The following is a 25,961-nucleotide window of genomic DNA, read 5'->3' on the forward strand; positions in this document are numbered from 1 at the left end:
CATTACCCCGGAGGCCCTCATGAGACCGTCGATCATCCTTTCGGCGCTGCTTCGCACCATCGTGCACTCCACCGCGCTCCTGGTGTTGAGCGCCCTCCTGATCCCGGTCGACGCCGGAGCCCAGGATCTCTCGGACCGCCTTACGGTTGACCGGTATCTGGACTGGGAGTTCGTGAGAAACCCCCAGCTGTCTCCGGACGGGCGGCAGGTCATCTACGAGCGGGAGTGGATCGACAAGGTTCACGACGGACACGTTTCCGATGTCTGGATCATGAATGCGGATGGCAGCCGGAACCGCTTCCTGGTCGACGGCTCCTCTCCGCTGTGGTCGCCCGACGGCACGCGCATCGCCTACGTGGCGCAGGGCGAGCCGTCCGGAGCCCAGATTTTCGTTCGCTGGATGGACAGCGAGGGCGCCACTTCGCAGATCACGCGGCTCACGGAGAGCCCCTCCGGAATCACGTGGTCGCCGGACGGCCAAAGCATCGCCTTCAATATGCTGGTGGACGCTCCCCCCGACCCCGAATGGCGCATTGACATGCCGACCGCTCCCGCCGACGCGGAGTGGACGGCACCGCCGCGCATCGTGGAGCGCCTGGTCTACCGGCGAGACGCCCAGGGCTGGGCGCCGATCGGCTTCCGGCACATCTTCGTGGTCTCCGCCGACGGCGGGACCGCCAGGCAAATCACCGACGGACCCTACGATCACGGCTCCCCGACGTGGACGCCCGACGGCTCGCGCATCCTGTTCTCCGGCCTCCGCGCCGAGGACGCCGAGCACCAGTACCGGGAATCCGAGGTCTACGCCGTGGACGTGTACACCGGTTCGGTGGAGCAGCTCACCAGCCGCCGCGGACCCGACGGCAATCCCGTGCCTTCACCGGACGGCCGATACATCGCGTACCAGGGCTTCCCCTTCACAACCGACACGTACCGGGAGAACGGGCTGTGGGTGATGAATGCCGATGGCTCTGACCCGCGCCTGGTCGCCGACGAGCTCGGACGCGCACTGGGGACAGTCACCTGGTCGAACGACAGCCGCGGACTCTTCTTCACGGCGTCGATCCTGGGCACGTCGAATCTCTGGTACGCACCGCTGGACGGAGAGCCACGCGCGGTCACCGAAGGCAATCACATGCTCTCCGTGACCAGCATCGGCTCCGACGGCACCGTGGTGGGGACCCGTACGGCGTACCACGAGGCGGGCAGCATCGTGCATTTCGACCTGGAGCGCCCGAGCGACATAGAAATGCTGAAGTCCACCAACGACGCGGCCCTGACCGACGTCGAGCTGGGTGAGGTGGAGGAGATCTGGTATCCGTCCGTCGACGGGCTGCAGATCCAGGGGTGGATCAACAAGCCACCGGGGTTCGACCCTTCACGGAAGTATCCGCTCATCCTCCGCATCCACGGTGGTCCGCACTCGATGTACAACGCCGGGTTCGACTTCAAGAACCAGAACCACGCTGCTCACGACTACGTGGTCCTCTACACGAATCCCCGTGGAAGCTCCGGCTACGGGAGCGAGTTTGGCAACGCGATCAACTACGCGTATCCGTCCATGGACTACGACGATCTCATGGTGGGTGTGGACACCATGCTGGCGCGCGGCTACATCGACGAGCGCAATCTCTTCGTGTACGGCGGCTCGGGCGGGGGTGTTCTCACGTCCTGGATCGTCGGGCACACGGATCGATTCACGGCCGCCGTGGCCAAGGCCCCGGTGACGAACTGGATCAGCTTCGTGGGGACGACCGACGGATCGAGCTGGTACTACGACTTCGAGCAACTCCCTTGGGATGACCCGGCGGAGCACCTCCAGCGATCGCCCCTCATGTACGTGGGCAACGTCACCACCCCCACCATGCTCATGACCGGGGAGCGCGACCTTCGCACACCCATGGAGCAGACCGAGCAGTTCTACCGCGCGCTGAAGCTCCGGCAGATTCCCACGGCCATGGTTCGCCTGACGGACGGATGGCACTCGAGGAGCCGCCCGCCCACGAACTTTCTGCGGGTACAGTTGCTGCTCCGCAACTGGTTCGAGCGCTTCATGGTGAAGGACGGAGAGGTGGCAGCGAGCGGACGCTGATCGGCTCGCTCGGGATCGGATGGATTCCATGGTCGCTGAGCTGCCGGTAGAAGTCTGGCAGTGTGCTGTCGATGGACGTATTCACCCGACCGACTAGGTCGTTCAGCTCCGCGCGGAACAGCTCGAACTGATCCGACTGAATGGCCGTGGGCAGCGACTGCGATCCCATGAGCGCGGCTTTCAGGCGGTCAATGCGATCGCTCAGCGCAGACGACCCGAACCCTCCTCCTTCGGCTCCCGTCAGCTTCGTGCGGAGATCTGCGATCTCCTCTTCCACTGCCTCGGCGGAGGTCATCACGGCGTCGGGGGGGCTCGGATGTTCCGCGAGCGTCTCCGACACCCGCTGGACCTCCTCAGTCATCTTTCCGATCACGTCCGCGGCAGACTCGGTCGTCCTTTGCATCCCGGTTAGCGACAACAGCATGGCATGGAGTTCCCTGCGGTCGGCGTCGGTCATCTCGACCAATGGATCTCCGACGACACGGACGGTCTTCGTATGATCCTGCCCGCCCGCCGACAGACGTACGGAGTATTCGCCGGGAAGCACGAACGGACCCAGGTCGGTCAGATTCAGCGCTCCGGCGAGACCCGTGGCCGGAGGTCCGCTGGGCTCCGCACGCAGGTCCCACACGACCCGATGAATGCCGGCGTCCTTCGGTCCCGTCAGTTCGCGAACAACGGTGCCGGCAGCGTCGCGGACCGTGATCTCGACATCGTCGTCCAGGGAGTCACTCAGATAGTAATGCACGTTGGTGCCGGCTTCGGGGTTCTCCGCCCTGTAGCTGCGTCCACCGAGAAACCATCCGTTCTCGTTCGGAATGAACTGAGTGCCGGGTCGCATGTCGAACAGATGGCTGCCGGACGCGAGAATGGCGTCGTTGAGCTGTTGAAGCGGCGAGATGTCGTCGTAGACGATGATGCTGCGGCCATGCGTCCCCAGCACCAGGTCATTGTCGCGAGGGTGGACGACCAGGTCGTAGACGGCAACCGTTGGGAGGTTGTTCCACCGCGTCCAGTTCAACCCCTGATCGATTGAGGCGAAGAGGCCGAACTCCGTGCCAAGGTACAGGAGGTTCGGGTTCCTCGGGTCTTCCTCGACCACGTAGACGGAGCCCGTTGGCAGGTTGGACGCAATGGACCGCCAGGAGGCACCATGGTCGTTACTCACGTAGACGTAGGGTCGGAAGTCGTCGCTCCGATGACCGTCGAACGACACATACACGGTTCCTTCGCTGAAGGCCGATGGCCTCAGCCGGCTCACGTAGATCATTTCGGGTACGCCCGAGATCCTGTCGGTCAATTCTGTCCACGACGTCCCGCCGTCGCGGGTCACGTGCACCTTGCCGTCGTCCGTGCCGACATAGATCAGTCCGGCCAGCTGTGGAGATTCGGCGAGTGCAGTGATATTGCCGAACGATGATACGCCGTCGTTTCTCGATAGCGTAATATCCTCGCCGCGGACGCCCATCAACGTCAGTTCGTCGCGGTCGACCTGTCCGGTGAGGTCCTCGCTGATGGCCGTCCAGCTGTGGCCACGGTCGGTGGACCTGTAGAGTTTGTTGGCTCCGGTGAACAGAGTCGTGGGATCGTGAGGCGACACGACGATGGGCGTGGTCCAGTTCCACCGCAGAGTATCCTCGCTGGACACCGGCTGCGGCTGAATCGCCTTCCGCTCCCCCGTCGCCTGGTCATAGCGCACGATGCGGCCGTTCTGACAGTTGGTGTATATCGAACGGCCGTCGCTGGGATCGACCGCTACATACATTCCGTCGCATGCCAGCATCTGGGTCCAGTGTTCATTGGCGATGCCCTGGCGATCGCGAACCATGCTCGGTCCACCCCATGTGGCGTTGTCCTGCATGCCGCCGTAGATGCGATAGGGCTGCTGCATGTCCACTGTGACGTGATAGAACTGACCCATCGCGTAGTTGTTCAGGTGTTCCCAACTTCGAGAGCGGTCACGGCTCACCCAGACGCCGCCGTCGTTGCCGTCGATCAGGTGACGGGAATTCGCCGGGTTGATCCAGAGCGCATGGTGATCCGAGTGAACTTCCGGGTCGCCCTCGAAGAACGTCCTGCCCGCGTCATCGGACACGGACAGTTCGGTGCCCAGAACATAGATCCGCTTTTCGTCATTCGGATCGATGCGGATCTGGCTGTAGTACATCGGCCGCGGATTCAGGTCGTTCACCTTTGTCCAGGATTCGCCCTTGTCTGCGGACCGGAATATGCCGCCTTCCTCGTGCTCGACAGTCGCAAACACGACGTTGGAGTTGCCGCGGAAGATGTCGAGGCCGATTCTCCCCACGACACCCTCGGGAAGGCCGGCGCCAAGCTTCCTCCAAGTGCGCCCACCGTCGACGGTCTTGTAGATGCCGCCATGGGGACCGCCACCGTTGAAGCCCCACGCACTGCGTCGGCGTTGATAGGCCGCGGCGTACAGCACCTTGGGATTGGCCGGGTCGATCGCGAGATCCACCGCGCCGGTGTCGTCATTCAAGCTGAGCACGTGCTGCCAGTTCTGTCCGCCGTCGACCGTCATGAACACGCCGCGTTCCGGGTTGGCTCCCCACAGGTGTCCGAGCGCAGCCACGTAGACGATATCGGTGTCCTGCGGATTGACGATGATTCGACCGATATGGTGCGATTCACGAAGCCCCATGTGTTGCCAAGACCGTCCACCGTCGGTCGACTTGTAGATGCCATCGCCCCACGAGGAACTCTGCCGATTGTTGGCTTCGCCCGTGCCGACCCAGATCACGCTGGGATCGGCAGGGTTGATGGCCACGTCGCCAATGGACACCGTTGACTGACGATCGAAGACGTTCTCCCAGGAATTGCCCCCGTTCACAGTCTTGAGCAAGCCCCCCGAAGCCGTCGCGGCGTAGAAGATCGCCGGATCCTCCTCATATACCGCCAAGTCCACTATGCGTCCCCCCATGAAGGCTGGTCCGACTTCCCGGGGCCTGAAGTTGTCGAGAAGCGTCTCCGGCATCTGGGCCAGGACCGGGGTCGCGGAGACGAGAAGAAGGAGGATCAGCGTTCGCAGCGTCATCAACATGGCTACCTCCCGAGTAGCGGATGGGCGCACCAACAGTCGATTGCGCCCTACCGGAGGGTAGAGCGGTCTCTCCGTGGCGCGCAAGGATCAGCGCAGAGGCCTCAAGGGTGCTACGTTGAGGAAGCTCCCCTCGCCCATGGAGGACCCCATGCGTTACTTCGTCCTCTCCCTCCTCCTCGCCGTCTCCCTGCAGGGATGCGCGTCCACCGGCAGCGGCCCTGGCGGCTCCCGAAACCTCATCACCCGCGCGCAGATCGAAGAGTCGCAGGCGATCACGGCGCACGATGTCATCCGCGCGCTGCATCCCCAGTGGCTGCGCGCCCGGGGCCAGACCGTGGGCCTCGCGAATGCGACGCCTGTGACTCCGACGGTCTTCATGGACGGGACGCGAATCGGTGACATCAACGTCCTGAACGCGTATCAGGTGCGGGACATCCAGGAGATTCACTACCTGGATCCGGGCAGGGCGGCGAGCCGCTACGGGATGGGGTATCCCCGGGGCATCATCGAGCTCATCTCGCTACGGCGATGAACGGCCTCGCGCCGGGACGGCCGGGACGCGCCGCCTTCTGCGCCATCGCGGGCATCCTGACCGCGTGCAGCCTCGTCGAGACGACCTCGCCATTCGACGACCAGGGGGGTGGCGTGGCGCCGTCCTTGCCAGACGACTCCTTCTGCAGCATTCCCGAGGAGTTCATCGTCTCCGGAGGCGTAGGCCGGGACGGCATTCCGGCACTCGTGAACCCGTCGCTGGTCTCCAGCGACCACGCCGAGGCCACCTATGTCCGGGAAGCGGACCGGGTGATCGGGCTCGAGGTGGACGGGAAGGCCCTCGCGGTGCCGCACAACATCCTCTGGTGGCACGAGATCGTGAACTTCGACGACTTCGGGCGCCCGTTCGCGGTCACCTACTGTCCGCTCACCGGGTCGAGCATGGTCTTCGATCGGTCTTCCGTCGAGGGTGTCGATTTCGGCGTATCGGGCCTCCTCTTCCACAACAACCTGATGATGTTCAACCGCCGGCTCGACGGAGCCGAGGAATCGCTCTTCCCGCAGATGATGCAGGGCGCGCGGTGTGGGCCGATGGACGGACAGCCACTCGAGCCGCTGCCGGCGATCGAAATGCGCTGGCGCACCTGGAAGGATCTGCATCCCGAGACGCTGGTGGTCTCGGGCCTCCAGCCGCGGGGCCGGGATTATGAGAACTATCCCTACGGCGACTACGAGGTAGTCGACAACCCCCAGACCCTGTTCCCGAACCCCGAGTTCGACACGCGCCGCCCCCCCAAGGAGCGTGTCCTGGGCATCCCGCGCGAAAACGGCTTCGGGATGGCGTTCCCGTTCATCGTGCTCGAGAGCCGGGGCGACGTGGTGGTGGTGCACGACGACGTGCAGGGCACGCGGCCGGTAGTGGTGTTCTGGTCCACCCGGGCCCAGGCGGCCGTGGCCTACCACCCGACATCCGGCGGCCGGGATCTCACCTTCGCGGTGCGGGACGGCGGGTTCTTCGACGTGCAGACGGGCAGCAGGTGGAACATCGAAGGCCGTGCGGTCGCGGGGCCTCTCGAAGGCTCGGCGCTCCCGCAGGTGGCGGACGCCTACATCGCCTTCTGGTTTGCCTGGGCGACCTTCCACCCCAACACCGACGTGCTGTCGGGCCCGCTGCGGGTATCCTGAACGCGAAACCGGCCGGCCCATGCCAGGCGCCGACCGGTTTCTCCTCGCCGCCGGGCCTGACCCGAACCGAGGGTCAGACCCTGGGGGCTCGGCTCAGCTCGGATCCCAGAACAACCGCGTGTTCCAGGGCTCCGGTCCCAGCCCCTGCGCCGACTGCGCGGCCGACAGGTTGGCGTTGTTCACCGACTCCTCGCTCTGCGGATACGGCAGCCGCACCGGGATGAGGTTGTTGTTCAGGTTGTCGGGACCCGCCACCAGACCGGGGTGGTCGGCGCGCCTGAAGTAGGCCCACGCCTCCGGCCCCTGGTCGTACAGCGCGAACCACATCTGCTGGGCGATCTGCTGCAGTTGGGTTTCCATGTCCGAAGCGAACGCCACCATCGGCTGCGCCAGATAGGCGTCAACGTCGTCCGACGAGACGTCGTACGTCTCCATGGAAGCGCGCACCCCGGCCTCGTAGAGAGCCGCCGCATCGCCACCGGCATACCCTCTCACCGCAGCCTCCGCCTGAAGCAGCGCCACCTCGGCGTAGGACTGGATCCACGTCGGCGTGCTGGGCCGCAGGAACCACTTGCCGACACGCGACACCTGCTCGAACTCGATCCCGTGGCTGTCGTCCATGCCGTTGGGCATGCCCCGGAACTCACCCGTTTCCCTCGCGGGATCGGCGTAGATGGAGAGCCTGGGGTCGTTGTGCTCGATGAGCGCGTCGACCATCGCCGCGCTGATGCGGAAGTCGCCGGGACGGGCGATGAAAGCGGGCGCCATCGGGTTCTCATTGGGCGGAGAACCCAGCCACACCAGCTTGGCCTCGTCATCGCTGCTTGCGAAGACGCCCGCCGAGATTGCGCTCGAGGCCTCGGACGCGCTCTGGATGCGCATCGCCATGCGCAGCCGCAGCGAGTTGGCGAAGCGCTGCCACTTGTACATGTCGCCTTCGAAGATCAGGTCCGGGTTTCCGACCGTTCCCCGGAACACGTCCGGGAAGAGCCCGTTCATGGGGGCGATCTGGGAGCTGGCGGCGGACAGCTCGGCCAGCAGCGAGCTGTAGATGGTCTGGGCGTCATCGTACACGGGCGTGATGTTGCTCTGGGCCAGCCCGCCCAGCGCCTCGCTGTAGGGGATATTGCCCCACAGGTCCACCATGTTGTGGAACATCCATGCCCGCAGGATTCGGCCGACCGCCTCCTGGTTCGCGTTGCCTCTCTCGGCGGCCTTCTGGACGACTGCGTCGAAATCCACGATGGCCCCCGTGTAGAGGCCGGCCCAGAGCCCGTCCGAGAAGCTCCCGTCGATCTCGTAGCGATCGATCGAGCCGTACTGGAGGCGGGCGTAGTGCTGCACCCAGACCGAGGCCGTGCCCCGGTCGAAGCCGGTTCCCAGCAGGGAGGTCACGGCGTTCACGATGCCTGCGGGCAGCAGGTACTGAACGCCCACGTCGGTGGGTGCGTTGGGGTTGGTGTTGATCCCTGTGAAATCCTCCGTGCAACCGGAGACGCCCAGGCCCATTGCCACGATCAAACCGGCCGCGAGGCCGCGATTTGTCCTTCTCTTCGTATTCATTCTCGGTCTCCCGCTCGAATCAGATGTCTTCGGCATCATCGGTTTCTCCTGTCGAAGCATGTTCATCACCTCAATGCACGACGGAGATGTTGATTCCGAAGGTCCGCGGCGTCGGGAACTGCTTGTCTTCGATGCCGGCGAGATTCGCTTCGGTGGTGCTGCCCTCGATGGCTGCGGTCTCCGGATCGATGTGCGGGATCCCGGTCCACAGCCAGAGGTTGCGGCCCACGAAGGTGATGCGCGCCTGCGATACCGGGAGCGCGTCCAGATACGCGGGCGGCAGATCGAAGGCGATCGCCACCTCGCGCAGCTTGGTGTAGTTGTTGTCGAAGAGCCACTCGGTGTCGACGTCGTCGAGGCGCGTGCCGAGGGTTCTCGGCGCCACCGCCACGGTATTCGCCGATCCGTTCTCGGTGACCCCGGGGAACACGACCGGGCCCCGGCCCGTGACGCGGTCGGGATCCCAGTCTCTGGGGGTCGGGTTGGCCGACTCGTACAGGACGCCGGTGCGGTAGCCCAGGCGGCAGGAGCCACAGAAGATCTGCCCGCCCCGGCGCGTGTCGACCTGGGCGCTGACGGTGAAGGAGCCGTAGGACAGCGTGCTGCGCACGCCGCCGATCCAGTCAGGCTGGTAGGAGCCGATGATCTCGGACGAACCTCGGATGGGAAGTCCGTTGCTGCCGACGATGATGTTGCCGGCGGCGTCCCGCCTCCACACCGGACCGAAGAACACCCCGTACGGGTGGCCGGGTCGAGCCTCAACCGCGCCCCGGATGCCGCCGGCCCGCCCGATCACGATCGACTCGAGGCCGGGGGCGAGTTCAAGCACCTCGGAGTCGTTCTTTCCGAAGTTGAACGACATGTCCCAGGCCAGCCCGCGGGGCTGGTTCAGCAGGTCGACCGTCAGCAACGCTTCGAAGCCCTTGTTGCGCACCGAGCCCGCGTTCAGGACCTGGCGGTTGTAGCCGCTGGCTTCCGACACGTCCACGGCGAGGATCTGATCCCTGGTGGTCGAGTTGTAGTAGGTGAGGTCGAGCGCAGCTCGGTCGAACCAGAAGCGCAGGTCCGCGCCGATCTCCCAGGAACGGGTCTCCTCGGGCCGCAGATGGGCGTTGGGGATGGTGTTGCTGGTCGTGTAGCCGGGGATGTTTCCGAACTTGTCGACCTCGGAGTAGACCGAGGTGAGCTGGTACGGATCCGCGTCGTTTCCGACCTTCGCCCAGCTTGCCCGGAGCTTCCCGTAGGAGAGGAAGTCGGAGTCGATCTGCAGGGCGTCGGTGAAGACGAGGCTCCCCGAGTAGGACGGATAGAAATATGAGAGATTGTCTTCGGGGAGCGTCGAGGACCAGTCGTTGCGGGCGGTTACGTCGACGAAGGCGAAGTCCCGGTATCCGACGGTGAACAGGCCGTAGAGGCTGTTGACGTGCTTCTTCTGGATCACGTAGTTCAGCAGCGGTGGTGCCGCCGAGTTGCTCACGTTGTAGATGTCAGGAACGTTGAGCTTGCGGCTTCCCGCCTCCTGCAGGTCGAAGTCGTTGCGCCGCATGTTGGCCCCGCCGCTGACGTTGAGCGAGAAATCGCTGGTCAGCTGCCGGTTCGCGGTGACCAGCGCCTCCACGTTGGTCTCCTGATGGAACGAAGCGGCCTCCACGAAGCCCCCCTCGGGGGTGTCCTGGGAGTAGAAGGGGTAGACCTCCTTGTTGGACTGCTCGAACCAGTCGGTTCCCAGGCGCACGCGCGCGTTCAGCCACTCGCCCGCCAACTTGTAGTTGCCGGTGACCTGGCCGATGACCCGGTTGCGCCGGTCGTCGTTGTTCCGGTAGTTCTGGACCCAGTAGACGTTGTCGTGATAGTTGTGGTTCCAGTTGGGCGTGAGTACGCCCGACGTCGGATCCCATTCGGCGTTGGCCCGCTCCATGCGCTTGGCGTCGACCTGGCGCTGGAACCAGTTGAAGATGTGGATGGCGTAGTAGGAGCCGTTCCCGGGCGCGGGGCGGTTGTGCCCCTGCGTCTGCGTGTACTGGAACGAGCCGTCGAGGTCGAAGCGCTCGGTCACATCCACCCCGGCGTTCAACGCCAACTGGGTGCGCTCCAGTTCGTTCCGCGGAGCCATGCCGGTCGCGTCCATGCGCAGCGCGGAGAAGCGCACGTTGGAGCGCTCGGTGGCGTGCGAGATGGCGAAGTTGGTGGTGAGGTTGTTCCCGGTCTGGAAGTACTCCCTCACGTTCATGGGGGAGGGCAGCCAGGGCTGCGGGACCCCGTTCGACCACCACTGGGGATAGAGGCGCCCGTCGAGGGGCGGGCCCCAGCTTTCGTCCACGCCGTCGTTCTCGCCGCCGCCCCGCCCGTCGACCCAGTTGTAGCCGTCGTCGGTGGCGCCGCCGCCGTAGATGTTCTGGTATTTGACCATGCGCAGCGGCGATTCGACCACGAAGTTGCTGCTCGCCGTGATGGTGGTGGTGCCGAGCGAGCCCCGCCCGGACTTGGTCACGATCTCCACGACCCCGTTGGACGCGCGCGACCCGTACAGCGCGGCCGCGTTGGCGCCCCGGAGCACCGTGATCGACTCGATGTTCGAGGGATCGATGTCCTGGGCCATGTTGCCGTAGTCGATGCCGCTGCGGTTGCGGACCACCGCGCCCCGGGTGCCGCCGTTGGCGGCGGTCTCGCGCCGGCTGTTGTCGATGGGCACGCCGTCCACCACGATCAGCGGCTCGTTGTTGCCGGAGATGGAGGCGACCCCCCGCAGGATCATCTTCGAGGTCCCGCCCAGGACGGCGGGAGGCGTCACCACCAGCCCGGCCACCTTGCCGGCCAGGTTGCTGATGATGTTGTTGTCACGCACCTCGACCAGTTCATCGCCGTCGATGCCCTGGACCGAGTACCCCAGGCTTCGCTCTTCGCGGGTGATGCCGAGGGCCGTGACCACCACCTCCTCGAGCAGCAGGGCCTCGCTGTCGAGCGCGAAGTCGGCCACGGCGGCCGCATCGGCGGTTACCGTAACGACCATGGTCTGGGTCACGTAGCCCAGCCGCTCGGCCTGAATCGTCACCTCCCCCACCGGCACGCCGGGGATGAGGTAGCGGCCATCCGCGTTGGTCGTGCCGCCGATCCCCTGTCCCGCGATCGACACCTGGACGGCTTCGAGCGGCGCAAGCGTGCCCGAATCGGTGATCACGCCGGTGACGCTCCCGGTCTGCGCCCGAAGGAGCGAGGGAGCCGTGAGGAGCGCCAGCGCGAGGAGCGCGAGCGGCACTGTCCATACCTTGTTCTGCTTCATGGTTGACCTCCTTACAGATTACTGCCGCTTGCTCCCGGCTAACCGCCCCAGCGGTAGCCGAATCCCACACTGAACGAGGTGTCCATGTTGGACTCGTCCACGATGTGGTTCTGGTAGGTCCAGGTCGTGACGTCCGCGAACACGAACGCGTTGGATTCGAGCAGGAGCCTCACGCCTCCGCCCACGACGCCTGTAAACTCCGTCACGTCGTACGCGTAGCTGTTCATGTCCTGACCCTGCCGGTCCACCACAACCAGCCCGCCACCTGCATGGACGTACGGCTCCATGCTGCCGCCGGTCATGAGCAGAACCTCGACGCCGGCGCCGTAGAACTGGCGGCCGAGGTCGACCGACTCGTTGATGCCTCCGCTGGTGTCCGTCCCGGACTTCGACGTGAGGCTGACGTCTCCGCGGACCGAGATGCGCTCGTAGAGCTGAAGGTTGGCGGTTGCGCCGAAGCGGACGCCCATCCCGTAGGACACGATACGGTCGGCATCGTAGCCCGCAGGATCGTTGATGAGTCCGCCATGGGCGCCGAGGGAGAAGCTGCTAACGGGTTCCTGCGCGTCGGCGGGCAGTGCGGCGAACGCAGCCGTCAGCCCTGCGAGGACAAGCCTCCGTACACCTGACATGGAGTCCTCCTTACTGCTGTCGAGACGGACCTGAAACGGCTGGGAGGCCAGCCGGGTCGAGCCTCGGAAAACCTTGGAAAACCCACATTATGGGCTTAACGAGGTCCCCGCGTCAAGCGCGAAACGCATGTCGTGCTCCCACGCGGCTCGCGCTATACTTGTCGGAGAGCGCGTCGGGATGCGCTCTTCACACCAGCCGGGAACGCGATGCTGCCCATACTCCTCAGCGTGCTCGGAGCGGCGCCGGTGATGCAGGAAGCGCAGGCGGCGTATGCCGGGATCGCGGGCGAGACCGAGGTCTCTGTTCCGCGCCTGGAGCAGATCGCGAACATCGACGGGTTTCTGGACGAGCCCGCGTGGCGCGAAGCCTCCGTGCTCACCGGCTTCTCCCAGTACGAGCCCGTGGACCAGAGGCCGGCCGCCGACACCACCCGGGTCCTGATCTGGTATTCCCCGACCGGCATCTACTTCGGCATCAAGGCCTTCGACGCCTCGGGGTCGGTCAACGCCACGCTCGCGGACCGCGACCGGATCGAGGGCGACGACTACGTCCAGCTCCTCCTCGACACCTTCGACGACCGGCGCCAGGCCTTCCTCTTCGGCGTCAACCCGTTCGGCATCCAGCAGGACGGCAACCGCACCGAGGGAGAACAGGGGCGGGCCAGCCGGGGTGTCCAGGTGAGCGAGACCAACCTGACGCCCGACTACATCTTCGACTCGAGGGGCAGGCTCACCGACTACGGCTACGAGGTCGAGATCCACATCCCCTTCGAGAGCATCAGCTACCAGGCGTCCGACGTGCAGAGCTGGGGCATCAACGTCATCCGCAAGGTGCAGCACTCGGGGTACACCGACACCTGGACCGCCGCGCGGCGGGGCGCCGCCTCCTTCCTGGGCCAGTCGGGACGGCTGGTGGACCTGCGCGACCTCACCCGCGGCATGGTGGTCGATTTCACGCCCGCCGTGACGGCGGCGCTGAACGGAGCACCCGACGGGGGCGACGCCTGGAGTTACGGCTCGGACACGGAAATGGGGGGCAACCTGCGCTGGGGCGTGAGCGCCAACCTCACCCTTGACGCCACCGTGAACCCCGATTTCTCGCACGTCGAAGCCGACGTGGGGCAGGTCTCGAGCAACGAGCGCTTCGCCCTCTTCTTCCCGGAGAAGCGTCCCTTCTTCCTCGAGGGCATCGATCGCTTCGACGCCCCGAACCGGCTCATCTACACGCGCCGGCTGCAGAATCCGGTGACGGGCGTCAAGCTCACCGGGAAGGTGGCCGGGATGAACATCGGGCTGCTGTCGGGAATCGACGGGGCGGTCCCGAGCAGCGCGGGCGTCGACTCGAACCCCATGTTCAATGCGCTCAGGCTGCAGCGCGACGTAGGCGGGCAGTCCACGGTCGGGATGGTCTACACGGACCGCGTCGTGGGAGGCGACTTCAACCGGGTGGCCGCCGCCGACACCCGCCTGGTCTTCGGGGGCGTCTACACGATGTCCCTGCAGGGAGGCGCGAGCTTCACCCGGTCGGGAGGCACGACCACCGAGGCGCCCATCTGGGAGGCGGTATTCCAGCGCACCGGTCGCCGGCTGGTGCTGGACTATCGCATCAACGGCATCCACCCCGACTTCGAGACCCAGGCCGGCTTTGTCAACCGCCCCGGGGTGATCCACACCCGCACCAGCAACAGCGTGAACTTCTACGGGAGGCCGGGCGCCGTCATCGAGCGCTGGACTCCGGGGTTCAGCACCATGGGATGGTGGGGATACCACGGCTTCGGAAGCGATCCGCCCGAGGAAACCAAGACCTTCCTGTCGAGCACCTTCCAGCTTCGCGGCGGATGGTCGATGCGCGTGAGCCACGGATGGGAGAGCTACGCGTTCAAGCCCGAGTGGTACACCGACTACGGGGTGGTTCGGCCGGGACCGGCGGGCGCGGACACGGTGTTCTGGGACGCCCCGGACCGCATCACCGACGTGCGCGGGTGGATCACGAACGTCACCACGCCCGAGTTCTCGACGTTCTCGGCCCGGGTCGGCGTCAACGTGTGGCAGGACGTGGGCTTCGCCGAGGCGCGGGGCGTGTGGCTGTTCCGCCCCAACGTGACCGTCAACTGGCGCCCCACGGACCAGTTCCGCCTGAACTTCCTCTACAACCAGCTCACCCTCGACCGCCGCTCCGACGGGTCGAACATGTCGATCCAGCGGATTCCCCGGCTCTCGCTCGAGTACCAGATCTCGCGCTTCCTCTTCGTGCGCCTGGTGGGCCAGTACGATTCCTTCAAACGGGATGCGCTCCGCACCGGCGACACCGAGGAGCCCATCTTCCTCTTCGACCCGGATACGGGCGGCTGGATGCCCTCGCGCGCCACGGAGGACAACCAGTTCACGGGGGATGTTCTGCTGTCGTACCGCCCGACCCCCGGCACCGTCGTTTTCCTCGGTTACGGCGCCGCGCTGGACGAGCCCCAGGCGTTCAGGTTCCGGCGCATGGCCCGGGGCGAGGACCGTTTCTTCATGAAGCTGAGCTATCTGTTCCGGAGATAGGATGGCCCGAGGCGTGGGCCCCGACGCAGGCTTTGAGCGTGTCCGTGTCAGAGGGTGTCGTAGTAGTATGCGAGTGTCTGCAGGATTGGGAGCCCGCGCTCCCGTGGCCGGAGGAGTCTCATGAAATTATCTCGTCTTGCCCGGTTCTCTCGACGCCAGCCGAGCACCATCGCTTTCGCTTGTTTCCTCGTTGTGGCAGCCGTCGCGTTTCTCACCACCGCCTCGACACGGCCGTCGCCGGGCGACCCCGAGGAGGAGCTCGGCCGGCTGCTCTTCTGGGATCCGATCCTGTCGGGTCCCATGGACGTATCCTGCGCCACCTGTCACCACCCCGATTTCGCATATGCCGATGGGCGCGCGCTGTCGCTGGGTCCGGGGTCGGTGGGCCTGGGGCCCGACCGGGTCGACCTTGCCGGCGGCGTGATTCCCGTGGCGCAGCGCAACTCGCCGACGCTGCTCAACGTCGCGTACAACGGACTGGACAGGCAGCGCAGACGGCGCCGCGGACCGCGCTTCACCCCGCTGCCGGCCGACCTTGAGACGGTCAATTCCGAGCGGGCGCCCATGTTCTGGGACCGCCGGGCGCGAAGCCTTGAGACGCAGGCGCTGCTCCCGCTCACCATCCGCGAAGAGATGCGGGGCGATGCCTACCCCGAGGAGGTCGCGGTCGACTCGGTCCTGGCCCGGCTGCGGGAGATTCCGGAGTACGTGAACCTGTTCCGGGAGGTGTACGGCGAGGAGACCTCCATCGACGCCACGCAGGTTGCGCAGGCGATCGCCGCCTTCGAGCGCACCCTGATTGCGGGCAACAGCCCCTTCGACCGGTTTCTGGCGGGAGACGAGGACGCGCTCACCACGCAGCAGCGGCGGGGCCTCGACGAGTTCAACGAGGCCGACTGCTCGGATTGCCACCGCGGGCCGATGCTCTCGGACTTCAACATGCACGCCGAGGGAGTGGCCGAGAACCCGCTCCTGGCCGAGCCCGACGCGGGCGACGGGCGCTTCCGCTTCCGCACCCCGACCCTCCGCAACGTCGCGGTCACCGCGCCCTACACGCACAACGGGATGATCGGGACGCTGGAGGAGGTCCTCGAATTCTACGACCGCGGGCGCTCCGAGAACCCGAACGTGTCCAACCGGCGCAGGCGGCGCGGGGACGACGACCGCAGGGATGAAGCTCCGGCCACGCCCGGCAGGCTCTCGGGACGGTTCCGCGGGGTGGACGACATGACGGTGCAGGAGCAGGAGGACATCATCGCCTTCCTAGAAGCCCTGACCGACCCCGATTTCGACCGCACGATCCCGGCGCGGGTGCCGAGCGGCCTGCCCCCCGGGGGGAGCATCTCGACGCCGGAGGGCACGAATCGCTAGCCGCCGCGCCTGGCTCGTCTCCGGTCACACCTCGTCCCCACCGGCCAGTTCACCAGTATATCAACAGTGAGTTGTCACTATATAACCAGTAGACACCAGTAAGGGCTGATCATGGCGACATCCCGAGACGAGAACACGGTTCCGACACCACCCGCATCCCGCGGCCCCGGCCGTCTGACCCGCCGCGAGTGGCTGGCCGGTGCGGGAGCAGGCACGGCCGCCCTGCTGCTCGAGCGCGATCCTCTGCGGGCGGCGGCGCGGTCCGGTCCCGGGGTACCCTCGCAGCAGGCCGCCACAGTCGTGTTCACCAACACCACCGTCGCGAACCCCGACACCGTCCACGACGACGTGGCGCTCGCGGTCGAGGGCAACCTCATCGCGGCCATCGGCCCGACCGACGAGGTGCTCGAGCAGTATCCCGGCGCCGAGGTCTACGACGGGCGCGGAAAGGCGCTCTTCCCGGGCCTCATCAACTGCCACGCGCACATGCGGGCCGTCATCGCACGGGGATTCAACGAGGACTTCGGCTTCCCCAACACCGCCAACCTGGCCGTCTCGCCCGCGAGCCTCCTCCAGGGTGAAGAAGGCAACCTCATGGTGCAGGTGGCCGCGCTCGAGGCCATAACCACCGGAACGACGACCATCGTCGAGTTCACCGGCAACGTTGGACGCCAGGCCGGGGTGCTGGCCGACTCCGGCCTCCGCTGCGTCCTCGCGGAGGGGATCCGCGACACCGAGAACGTGCCAGGCCCGGTGTCCACCCGTTCGATGGCCCGGTCGTTCAGCGGGACGCCTCGCTTCTCCGAAGCGCTCCTCGACGATGGCATGCAGCGCATCAGCGACCTCTTCAGCACCTGGCACGGCGCCGAGGACGGCCGCATCTCGGTCTTCCCGGCAGCTTCGCTCACCGAGACCTCGTCGCCCGAGCTGCTGCGCGCGGTGCGCGACTTCGCCGAGACCCACGACCTGGGCTACACGATCCATCTGAACCAGAGCCGCGCCGAGTACGAGTTCATGGTCATGCACCACGGCCTTCGCCCGACGGAGTATCTGGACCGCCACGACTTCCTGGGTCCGCGCCTCTTCGCAGCGCACGCGCGCTACGTCAACCACGACGAAGTCGCGCTTCTGGGCCGCTCGGGCACCATCATCTCGCACCAGGCGGGGATGGCGGCGAACCGCGGCATCAGCCCTCCGATTCCGGAGCTGCGCACGGCCGGCTGCCCCATCGCGCTCGGCACCGACAACAACACCAACGACGTCTTCGAGGTGATGCGCACCGCCCTGCTCACCGAGCGCATCCGGCGCAATCGGGACGGGGACGAGGTTCCCGGCCTTCAGCCTCAGCCCGAGGACATCCTGGCGGACGCGACCCAGGGCGGCGCGCTGGCGGTGCAGCAGCCGGACGCTCTCGGGACGCTGGAAGTCGGGAAGAAGGCCGACCTGCTCGTGATCGACACGCTGCGGCCGCACCTGGTGCCGGCGGGACGCATCATCTCCGCAGTGCTCCACTGCGGCCACCCAGGCGACATCGAGTCGGTGATGGTCGACGGCCGCTTCGTCATGCGCGACCGCGAGGTCCTCACCATGGACGCGGACGCCATTCTGCGCGAAGCCGACGCGGTCGGCCGCAGGATCTGGGGCCAGGTGCTGGAGGCGAGCCCGCTGAACGTGCCGAGGTTAACGCGCGGCTGACGGCGGGTGCGGCGCGCGGGCTCAGGCGGCTCGCGGCGAAGTCTCGTTCAGCCTCTCAGATGCTCGTTGAAGAACGCGATGGTCCTCTCCTGCGCCAGGCTGGCAGCGTCCTGGTCGTAGCGTGGCGTGGTGTCGTTGTGGAAGCCGTGGTTCGCTCCCTCGTAGACATGCACCGCGAACTCCTTCCCGTTCGCCTCGAGCGCCTCCTGGTACGCCGGGTAGGCGGCGTTGATGCGCTCGTCCAGCCCCGCGAGCTGGATCATGAGGGGCGCCTGAATGGAGGGAACGTCCTCAACGGCCGGCGCCGACCCGTAGAACGGCACGCCGGCGCCCAGATCCGGAAGCCGGACCGCGAGCTGATTCACGACCCCGCCGCCGTAGCAGAAGCCGACGGCCCCGACTCGCCCGGTGGTCGCCTCGTGGTCCCGCAGGAACCGGAACGCGGCCACCCAGTCCTCCATCATCACGTCCCTGTCGAGCTGCCGCTGCATCTCCCGGCCCTCGTCGTCGTTGCCGGGATAGCCACCCAATGGGGTTAGCGCGTCCGGCCCCAGCGCCACGAAATCCGCGGCGGCGAACCTGCGCACCACGTCTTCGATGTAGGGGTTGAGGCCGCGATTCTCGTGGATGACCAGAACCGCGGGCCTGGCTACCGTCGCGCCGGCGGGCGTGGCCATGTAACCACGCATCGTCCCCGAGCCACTCGGCGACGGGTACGTGACGTATTCCTGCTGGATCCGGGCATCCTCCGGTTCCACCTGCCGGGCCCACGCGTAGTTGGGACGAAGCGCCTCGAGGACTGCCAGAGCAGCCGCGCCGCCACCCAGCACCTTCCCGGCTCCCTCCAGGAAGTCCCGGCGCTGAATAAACCCGTGCACGTAGCCATCGAAAAGCGCCAGCACCTCCTGGGGGAAATCGCTCGCCTGCTTTCGTGTGGTCATTGGAGTCCTCCGCAAAACGTGTGATGAAAGGTGGTGCGCCCGGGCCCCAGGTTGGGGCTGCCCGGACCGCTCCTGCCGCGGCTCACCCGCGATGACGGTCTCGGGGAATCTATCGGGGTCAGGCTGCTTCGCGCACGGGCCTACGGCAACGCTTCGGCAACCGGAAGCGCACTCACGCGGAGCCACGCCGAATACGAGTTCATGGCCATGCACCGGCGAGCGCTTGCGCGGAAACCTGGACGGGAACGACTCGCCCCCGCCCACCAAGATCCTGACGGTTCCCGTCTTCCTGGGCGTCGACCGTTCGCGGCGCAGGCGGGCTGATCCCAGCAGCTCGCGGCCCGCGCGATCCCGACCAGCGTACAGCACCGAATTGCCGACGGACTCGCGGTTTTCGGCGCCGTCCCCAATTCACATGTGCGTGTCCCATTCTGCCATTGACGGGCAGACACGTCGGCCTCTGGGCGGTAGTCCGAGGGGTCGGCGACCACTCCCGCGCCGTGTCCCTAATTCACATGCGCGTATCCCATTCTGCCATTGACGGATTCGGGGGCCGCGATTCGGCGGAGTCCGAGACCCCGCGCGTTCCAGCCTTCCAGAGGCGCTGGCGCGCTCGTTGACGGCAGTCGCAGGCAGCTTCCTCGTCGGAAGGTCTCCCAACCCCTTTTCGGCCACTACAGGGCATCCTGAGAGGCCGATTTCAGTGGCGTTATATTTGTACGTAAGTCATTGTGCAATCTCACGTTGAAGGGACCGATGATCGCATCTGCGAACTTTCATTACGACACTCGCCGGAAGCCCCTTCCGGGGCCCGCGATGGTGCGGGAACCGACGGGCGTCCGACTCGACGCCAACCTCGCGCCCTCCGGTTCCGAGAACGCCCCGAATCGCGCCGCGGGCGATGACGACGACAACGAACTCCGCAAGCTGGGCGAGCGCATCGCCGAATTGGCGGCCCGCATCAACTCCGCCGAGGCGCGCATGATGACCCTCATCGCCGAGTTCGACCGGCGGGGCGGGTGGAAGGACGGCGGCTACTCCTCCTGCGCCGAATGGCTGGCCTGGAGGACCGGCACGAAGATCGGGACGGCCCGCGAACGGGTGCGGACCGCCCGCGCGCTCGAGCGCCTGCCTCAAACCGCGGACGCTCTGAAACACGGCACCATCTCGTACGCCAAGGTGCGGGCGCTCACCCGGGTTGCGACCCCCGAGCGCGAGGCGGAGCTGCTCGAGTTCGCCCGCGCGGGCTCGGCGGCGAAGCTGGAGCGGACGGTGCGCATGTGGAGGAAGCTGTCGCGCGACGCGGAGCTGACGGCCGAGCAGGCCCGGCGCCGCAGCCGCACCTTCTCGGTTTTCGTGGACGGCGACGGGATGTACGTGGTGAAAGGGCGGCTCGAGCCCGAGGTCGGGGCGGTGGTGATGCGGGCGGTGGAGGCGGCGTCGGATGCGCTGTTCCGGTCCGAGGGCGATGCCCGAGACGCGGCGCGAAGTGGAAGGGGTGTCAGTTGCGAGGCCAGCGATGCACGCCCCGAGCCGAAGCAGCGTCGGGCAGATGCGGTGGGGCTGCTCGCGGAGCGGGCGCTGGCCGCCGGGTTCGGAGGTGGCGAGCGCCGCGAATCGGAAGGCGATGTGGACGAGGTGGGTGGCGACCTCGATGAACTGGATGGTGCTCGGACCACCGAATCCAATGCAGCCCTGCGGGGAGCGCCCGCGGCAACGCCGGGCGCCAAAGCGGAGAATGCGGCGAACACCTCAGCCCGCGTCGGGTCCGGCACCCGAGCCGAGCGCTACCAGGTCATGGTCCATTGCGATGCCGCAACGCTCGCGGCCGAGGGCGAGCCCGGGCGCTCGGACCTGGACGGGATTCGCGTTTCCGCGGAAACGTCCCGGCGCATGGCGTGCGACGCGGCGGTGGTCGCGATGGTCCACGCGAAGGACGGCTCGATGCTGAATGTGGGGCGGCGGACGCGCACCATTTCGCCGCGCATCCGCCGAGCGCTGGAGGAGCGCGACCGGGGATGCCGCTTTCCGGGGTGTGGGTGCCGGTTCACGGAGGCCCATCATGTGAAGCACTGGGCCGACGGGGGCGAAACGAGTCTCCGGAACACGCTGCTCCTCTGCCGGCGGCATCACCGAGCCGTTCACGAGGGACGGGTCAAGGTTTCCGTGAACGGTGACGGGACCGTGCTGTTCTTCACGCCGAAGGGGAGTATGCTGGTGGACGCGCCGAGAGCGCCCAAGGCGGCTCATGGTGGCGAGAGACTAGGCTTGCCACCGGTCCCATCAGCGCATCGCGGCGCCCCGCGAGTGGGCGAGGATCCTGTGCTCTCCAACGGAGCGGCGGTCTATCGCGATTCCGCCATCCCCTGGAGAATCGAGGCTGCGGCGCGCGAAGCGATGGAAGCGTCTCTTGAGTGACTCCTGGCTTCCGCCGTTCTCCGCGCGACGGGGCTGGAATAACGAGACCGAGCTGGGAACCGTGCCGGCGCCGAAAGATGTGGCGGGGCCGGAAGACGCGGGCAGAGCAGCGCCGCCTCAGCCTACCAGCTGTAGCCTAGTCGCGTGTAGTAGAAGCCGCCGTTGAACCCGAAGGGCGTGAACTGGCCGAAGCGGTTGCCGACGCCGGCTGCGGCGCCCGGATACTCCTCGGGGTAGGTGTTGAGCAGGTTCTGGGCACCGGCCGTGAGCGTCCAGCGCTCGGCCAGCTTTCGGGACGCCTCCACATCGAAGAGGATGCGGGCCGGGTAGTCGATGGTGTTTTCCGGATCCGACTCGTAGTAGGGCTGCTCGCCGTCGAAGTAGCCACCCCAGTAGCTGGCGCGCACGAGGAGGCGGGACCCGCCGGCGAAGGCGTGATTCATGGCGAGGTTGCCGCGTACGCCGGGGAGTCCCTGCTCGAGTATGCGGATCCGGTGCGAGGTGAGGGTCTTCGGGTTGAAATCCGTCACCGTGGTCCGGGTCCAGTTCCACGCGCTGCTGAAGGTTGTCGTGGCACCGCCCGCTCCCCGGAAATCGTACGCGCCCACCAGGTCGATGCCGTCCGTCCGGGTCGCGAAGTCGTTGATGAAGAAGCGGAAGCGCGCGAGCACACCGCCCGGCCGGATGATGTCCTGGGCGATGAGCTGCTCGATCTCCGCCGGGGTGAGCTCCCGGTCGGCGCTGGTCGTCAGGCGGTCCGAAACCCTGATCTGGAAGAAGTCCAGCGAAAGACTGAACGGGCCATCGTCGTACACCGTCCCCAGGGCCAGGTTGACCGACGTTTCCGGCTTGAGCGGCTCGCCGCCGAATTCCCTCGCCAGGGGTGACGTCGACGGGATCGTGCCGTTGTTGGTCAGGTCCATGATGGCGGGATCGTAGATCGTGGAGATGTTGAACGCGTTCTGCTGTCCCGGCGAAGGGGCGCGGAAGCCGGTGCTGACGCTGGCTCGCAGCCCCAGGCTCTCCGACGCACTCACGCGTGCCGCGAGCTTCCCGTTGACCGTCGTCCCGAAGTCCGAAAAGCGCTCGACGCGGCCCGCCGCACCGAACGTCCAGGCACCCTCGGGTTCGCGGACCTCCAGGTCGCCGTAGGCGGCGAAGTTGTTCCGGTTCCACGCTCCTTCGGTAAGGGGTCCGAAGCCGGTGAACCCGTTCGAACCGGGGGTGAATCCCTGCGTTGCGAGCGGGCCCTCGGTCCACGATTCCGTGCTGCCCCGGATGATCTCGAAGCGCTCGTTGCGCCACTCCGCGCCACCGGCGAGGTTGGTCCGCTCATTGAGCGCGTAGGACAGGTCCGCGTTGAAGTTGATCTCCTGCTGGTCGTAGATCCCCGGGTTGAACCAGGGGGTGCAGGGTTGATCCGGCACGACGAAGGAGATCTCCCGGCTCGCGCCGGCACAGGGCTGATCCGGCCCCAGCGAAGCGTTCACCGTGTTGTACATGTAGAAGTCCAGGTTGGATCTTCCCCAGGACGCGCTCGCGTCCCAGCTCAGATCGCCGCTGGCACCTTTCAGCCCGGCCACCGCGGATGCGTCGAGAAGGTATGAACCGAACTGCGGGGTGAATCCCCCGGGGAAGAGCTTCTGGAAGGTGAAGCAGTCGGGATCCGCCAGGACCTGGTCGAGCACCCGCTGGTCGAGCACGACACCTTCATCGTCGACCCGCACCTCGGGACAGCCCGCCGATCCGTCCAGCACGCCGTCCCGCGCGTCGAGCATGTCGCCGATGAGGAGGATCCTCTGGCCGTCGGCGTTCCTCGTCCCGAACACCCCGCTGCGCGTGCCCGGGTTGCGGAAGTAGAAGCCGCCCTCGACTTGCTTGCTCACGTAGTTTCCGTGGGAATAGAACTGCATTTCGTCGTCGAACAGGTATCCCATGTTCGCCCACAGCTTGAGCTCGTTGGACACCTGGGGAGCGCCCCAGACCTGCGCCGGCGCCCGGACGCTCGAGTTGCCCGACGCCAGCAGCGCCAGCGCGTCGTTGCGCTGCGTGCTGCGGTCCGTGGGATTGGCGTTGCCGTACTCGCCGGTCAGGTTCAGGAAGCCGGTTTCCCCGAGCGGCAGGCCCACGTTGCCGGACAGTGTGTACACCTCGCCATCCCCGGGGAACGTGCCTTCCTCGAACGGCTCGCTGGTCTCCCCCAGGGCGTACCCGCCGGTCTTGAAGTCGATGGAGCCGCCGGAACGGTCGTTCCTGAGGACGAAGTTCACGACGCCCGCGATCGCGTCGGAGCCGTACTGGGCGGAGGCGCCGTCGCGCAGGACCTCGGCCTGCTGCAGCACCAGCCCCGGGATGAGGGCGATATCCGGGCCCTGCGAGCCGTCGGAGAGGCCGTTGCCGTACCAGGTGATGACCGCCCCGCGATGGCGCCGTTTCCCGTTGACCAGGACGAGGGTGTGGTCCGGGGCGAGGCCGCGGAGGTTCGCGGGCCGCACGAAGGTGGCCGCATCGCTGATGGGCTGAATGTTCACGTTGAACGAAGGCACCACGTTGCGCAGCAGGTTGGCGAAGTCGGTGTCGCCCTGCTGCAGAATCTCGGCGGCCGGAATCACGTCGACGGGGACGGGCGACTCCGTGACGGTGCGGGGCCGCGCGCGGCTCCCGACCGCGACCACGCCCTCGAGTTCGAGCACGGTCTCGCTGAGCACAACGTTCAGTGTGGTCGGCTGGCCATCCGCTATGGTCACCTGCCGCCGTTCGGTCTCGTAGCCGATCAGCACCACCACCACTTCGTGGATTCCCGCCGGGACCGGCTCGACCTGGTAGGCACCGTCAGGACCGGTTATCGTCCCGATGTTCAGGCCTGCCAGGCTGACCTGGGCTCCGGCGATGGCACTGCCCGCGCCGGCTATGGTGACCGTTCCCCGCAGAGTTCCCTGCGCGGCGGCCGGACCGGCGTGCGCGAGGGCGAAGAACACGGCGATGGCTGCTGCTCTCATCATGGTCACACCACGCCGAATTTGGCTTGCCAGTTGTCGAGAAGCGCGAAGTGGTCACCGTCGGCAACGGTATAGTAGACTCTCTGCATCCCCTGCCGGCGATTGGGTCCGAACGACACCGACTCGCCGATTCCCAGGGGGAAGTTGCGCACGGTGAAGACCGCCTGCTCAAGTCCGGACCTGTCCGGCCGCCCGCCCAGGCGCCGCAGGATTTCCGTCATCAGTTTCGCGTTAAGAAACCCCTCCAGGCTGACGAAGCCGCGGGCAAGGGGTTGATACGATTCACCCTCGGTGAGTTTCTCGAGATCCTCGGGGAGTTGAGGGTCGTACTGAAACATCAGCCGATGGTACTCGTTCACGGACGGGAACGTCGCGTCGTCGAAGGCGGGCACGACCTGTGAATTGACCAGGAAGCGGGTGTAGGAATCCGGGTCGGAGCGTCTCTCGCGCAGGACCCGTTGCAGGTTTTCGCTCCCCACGAACGACAGGTTGGCCACCGGAACGTGCAGCCCCAGATCGACGGCGTCGCGCGCGAAGGCGGCGCACGCGGCGTAGGCGCCGATACAGATCACGGCGTCCGGCGACCCGGCCCCGAGGATCTCCACCTGGCGCCTCATGCTCGCGCCGAACGGGGTGCCGCGCGTGTAGGTGGCCTCGCCCGCGATCGTCTCACCGTGCCGTGCCAGTGCCTCTCGCACTCCTGCCCAGCCGCTTCGCCCGTACGCGTCGATTTGATAGAAGACCGCCACGCGCCGGCGTCCGATGCGGACGAAATTGTCGACCAGCCCGGCCGTCTCCTGCCGGTAGGAGGCACGCAGGTTGAAGGCGAACTCGCCGTAGGGAGGTTCGCGCTGCGGCTCCGCTCCCGTGAATGGAAAGAAGAGGTAGACCTGGCGGTCGCTGAATCTCTTCAGCAGCGGCAGCACCCGGGTGACGGTCGGGGTGCCGACGTAGCCGAAGAGCAGGAAGACGTCGTCGTCCTGCATGAGCCGGAGGGTATTCGCGACGCACATATCGGGCTGGTATCCGTCGTCGTAGAGCTTGAGGACGATCCGGCGGCCGTTGACTCCTCCATTGTCATTGATGTAGCTGAACCAGGCCATCGCGCCGCGATACAGCTCCGTGCCCAGACCACGAGAGGGACCCGAGAACGCAGCCGACACGCCGAGTACGATGTCATCGGCCTGTTTGACGACGTTGCGGCGGCTCCGGCGAATGGACGGGGCGGAAGCGGCCAGCGGCTTCGCGAAGGGGGCGGCGGCCAGCGCGGCGAACCCGGATCGCAGGAGCGATCGGCGGGTCAGAGGGTGCGAACTACGCGGGGTTCCGCTGGAGACGGGGGTATCGGTGTCCTCGCCCGATCGGGCCACAGTCACACTCTTGTCCCGCCGCCGAATCATGCGAGATGCCGCTCTTTGGTCTGTCCGGTACGGGCTCATTTGGGTCGCCCCGGGACCCATCCCCCACTGCCCTGCCTCCAGCGTACTCGCTGTTTTTATATTCCGCAACCGACCGGGCGGGCACCCGCTTCAGGGTGTTCGCGCGACCGACAAAAACGCGCAATCGGGACTGCGTTATTGTCACTATCAATGAGACGCCCGCAGCACAGGCGGGGTCACGCGCAGCCTTCTCGTGCGGGAGACCGGTGGATGGTCCGGGATCTCGATCTCCACTTCGATCTCTTACAA

At 66.5% G+C, this 25,961-nt stretch carries 14 protein-coding genes; 7 read left to right on the top strand and 7 right to left on the bottom strand.

What is annotated here, in order from left to right; all coding sequences use genetic code 11:
• Positions 1-19 precede the first annotated feature (19 nt).
• Positions 20-2,092: a S9 family peptidase gene (locus OXU32_12575; GenBank protein MDE0074783.1), complete on the top strand. Its 2,073-nt coding sequence runs from the start codon at positions 20-22 to the stop codon at positions 2,090-2,092.
• Here the strand turns inward: OXU32_12575 and OXU32_12580 are convergent.
• Positions 2,052-5,147: a hypothetical protein gene (locus OXU32_12580; GenBank protein ID MDE0074784.1), complete on the bottom strand. Its 3,096-nt coding sequence runs from the start codon at positions 5,145-5,147 to the stop codon at positions 2,052-2,054. The genes OXU32_12575 and OXU32_12580 overlap by 41 nt on opposite strands.
• A 154-nt stretch (positions 5,148-5,301) precedes the next feature.
• Here OXU32_12580 and OXU32_12585 point away from each other — a divergent pair, with 154 nt between their 5' ends.
• Positions 5,302-5,685, top strand: a complete 384-nt coding sequence (locus OXU32_12585) for a hypothetical protein (GenBank protein MDE0074785.1) — start codon at positions 5,302-5,304, stop codon at positions 5,683-5,685.
• Positions 5,682-6,830: a DUF3179 domain-containing protein gene (locus OXU32_12590; protein ID MDE0074786.1), complete on the top strand. Its 1,149-nt coding sequence runs from the start codon at positions 5,682-5,684 to the stop codon at positions 6,828-6,830. Before OXU32_12585 ends, OXU32_12590 begins: the two co-directional genes overlap by 4 nt.
• A 93-nt stretch (positions 6,831-6,923) precedes the next feature.
• On the opposite strand, the gene OXU32_12595 is transcribed toward OXU32_12590, so the two are convergent.
• The 3 genes from OXU32_12595 to OXU32_12605 all read right to left on the bottom strand — a co-directional run bounded on the left by OXU32_12595 (position 6,924) and on the right by OXU32_12605 (position 12,305).
• Entirely contained in the window at positions 6,924-8,393 is a 1,470-nt protein-coding gene (locus OXU32_12595) for a SusD/RagB family nutrient-binding outer membrane lipoprotein (protein ID MDE0074787.1), read from the bottom strand.
• A gap of 70 nt (positions 8,394-8,463) precedes the next feature.
• Positions 8,464-11,673 (bottom strand): SusC/RagA family TonB-linked outer membrane protein, encoded by a 3,210-nt coding sequence (locus tag OXU32_12600; GenBank protein ID MDE0074788.1) that lies wholly within the window; start codon positions 11,671-11,673, stop codon positions 8,464-8,466.
• Between the two features lie 38 nt (positions 11,674-11,711).
• Positions 11,712-12,305, bottom strand: coding sequence for a hypothetical protein (locus OXU32_12605; GenBank protein ID MDE0074789.1), 594 nt, complete (start codon positions 12,303-12,305; stop codon positions 11,712-11,714).
• 207 nt (positions 12,306-12,512) lie between these two features.
• Between OXU32_12605 and OXU32_12610 the strand changes: the two genes are divergently transcribed.
• The 3 genes from OXU32_12610 to OXU32_12620 all read left to right on the top strand — a co-directional run bounded on the left by OXU32_12610 (position 12,513) and on the right by OXU32_12620 (position 17,915).
• Positions 12,513-14,849: a DUF5916 domain-containing protein gene (locus tag OXU32_12610; protein MDE0074790.1), complete on the top strand. Its 2,337-nt coding sequence runs from the start codon at positions 12,513-12,515 to the stop codon at positions 14,847-14,849.
• A 120-nt stretch (positions 14,850-14,969) separates the two neighbouring features.
• Positions 14,970-16,220: a cytochrome-c peroxidase gene (locus OXU32_12615; GenBank protein MDE0074791.1), complete on the top strand. Its 1,251-nt coding sequence runs from the start codon at positions 14,970-14,972 to the stop codon at positions 16,218-16,220.
• A 111-nt stretch (positions 16,221-16,331) separates the two neighbouring features.
• Positions 16,332-17,915: an amidohydrolase family protein gene (locus OXU32_12620; protein ID MDE0074792.1), complete on the top strand. Its 1,584-nt coding sequence runs from the start codon at positions 16,332-16,334 to the stop codon at positions 17,913-17,915.
• Positions 17,916-17,962: 47 nt separating this feature from the next.
• Here the strand turns inward: OXU32_12620 and OXU32_12625 are convergent, their stop codons facing one another.
• Positions 17,963-18,856 (bottom strand): dienelactone hydrolase family protein, encoded by an 894-nt coding sequence (locus OXU32_12625; GenBank protein ID MDE0074793.1) that lies wholly within the window; start codon positions 18,854-18,856, stop codon positions 17,963-17,965.
• A 756-nt stretch (positions 18,857-19,612) separates the two neighbouring features.
• On the opposite strand from OXU32_12625, the gene OXU32_12630 reads away from it, so the two are divergent.
• Positions 19,613-21,274, top strand: coding sequence for a DUF222 domain-containing protein (locus OXU32_12630; GenBank protein MDE0074794.1), 1,662 nt, complete (start codon positions 19,613-19,615; stop codon positions 21,272-21,274).
• A 122-nt stretch (positions 21,275-21,396) separates the two neighbouring features.
• Here OXU32_12630 and OXU32_12635 read toward each other — a convergent pair whose 3' ends face one another.
• Both OXU32_12635 and OXU32_12640 read right to left on the bottom strand, forming a co-directional pair.
• Positions 21,397-24,276 (bottom strand): TonB-dependent receptor, encoded by a 2,880-nt coding sequence (locus OXU32_12635; GenBank protein ID MDE0074795.1) that lies wholly within the window; start codon positions 24,274-24,276, stop codon positions 21,397-21,399.
• A gap of 2 nt (positions 24,277-24,278) precedes the next feature.
• Entirely contained in the window at positions 24,279-25,649 is a 1,371-nt protein-coding gene (locus OXU32_12640; protein ID MDE0074796.1) for an ABC transporter substrate-binding protein, read from the bottom strand.
• Positions 25,650-25,961: the final 312 nt, after the last annotated feature.

The organism is Gammaproteobacteria bacterium, from assembly GCA_028819075.1.
Classification (GTDB): domain Bacteria; phylum Gemmatimonadota; class Gemmatimonadetes; order Longimicrobiales; family Gaopeijiaceae; genus BD2-11.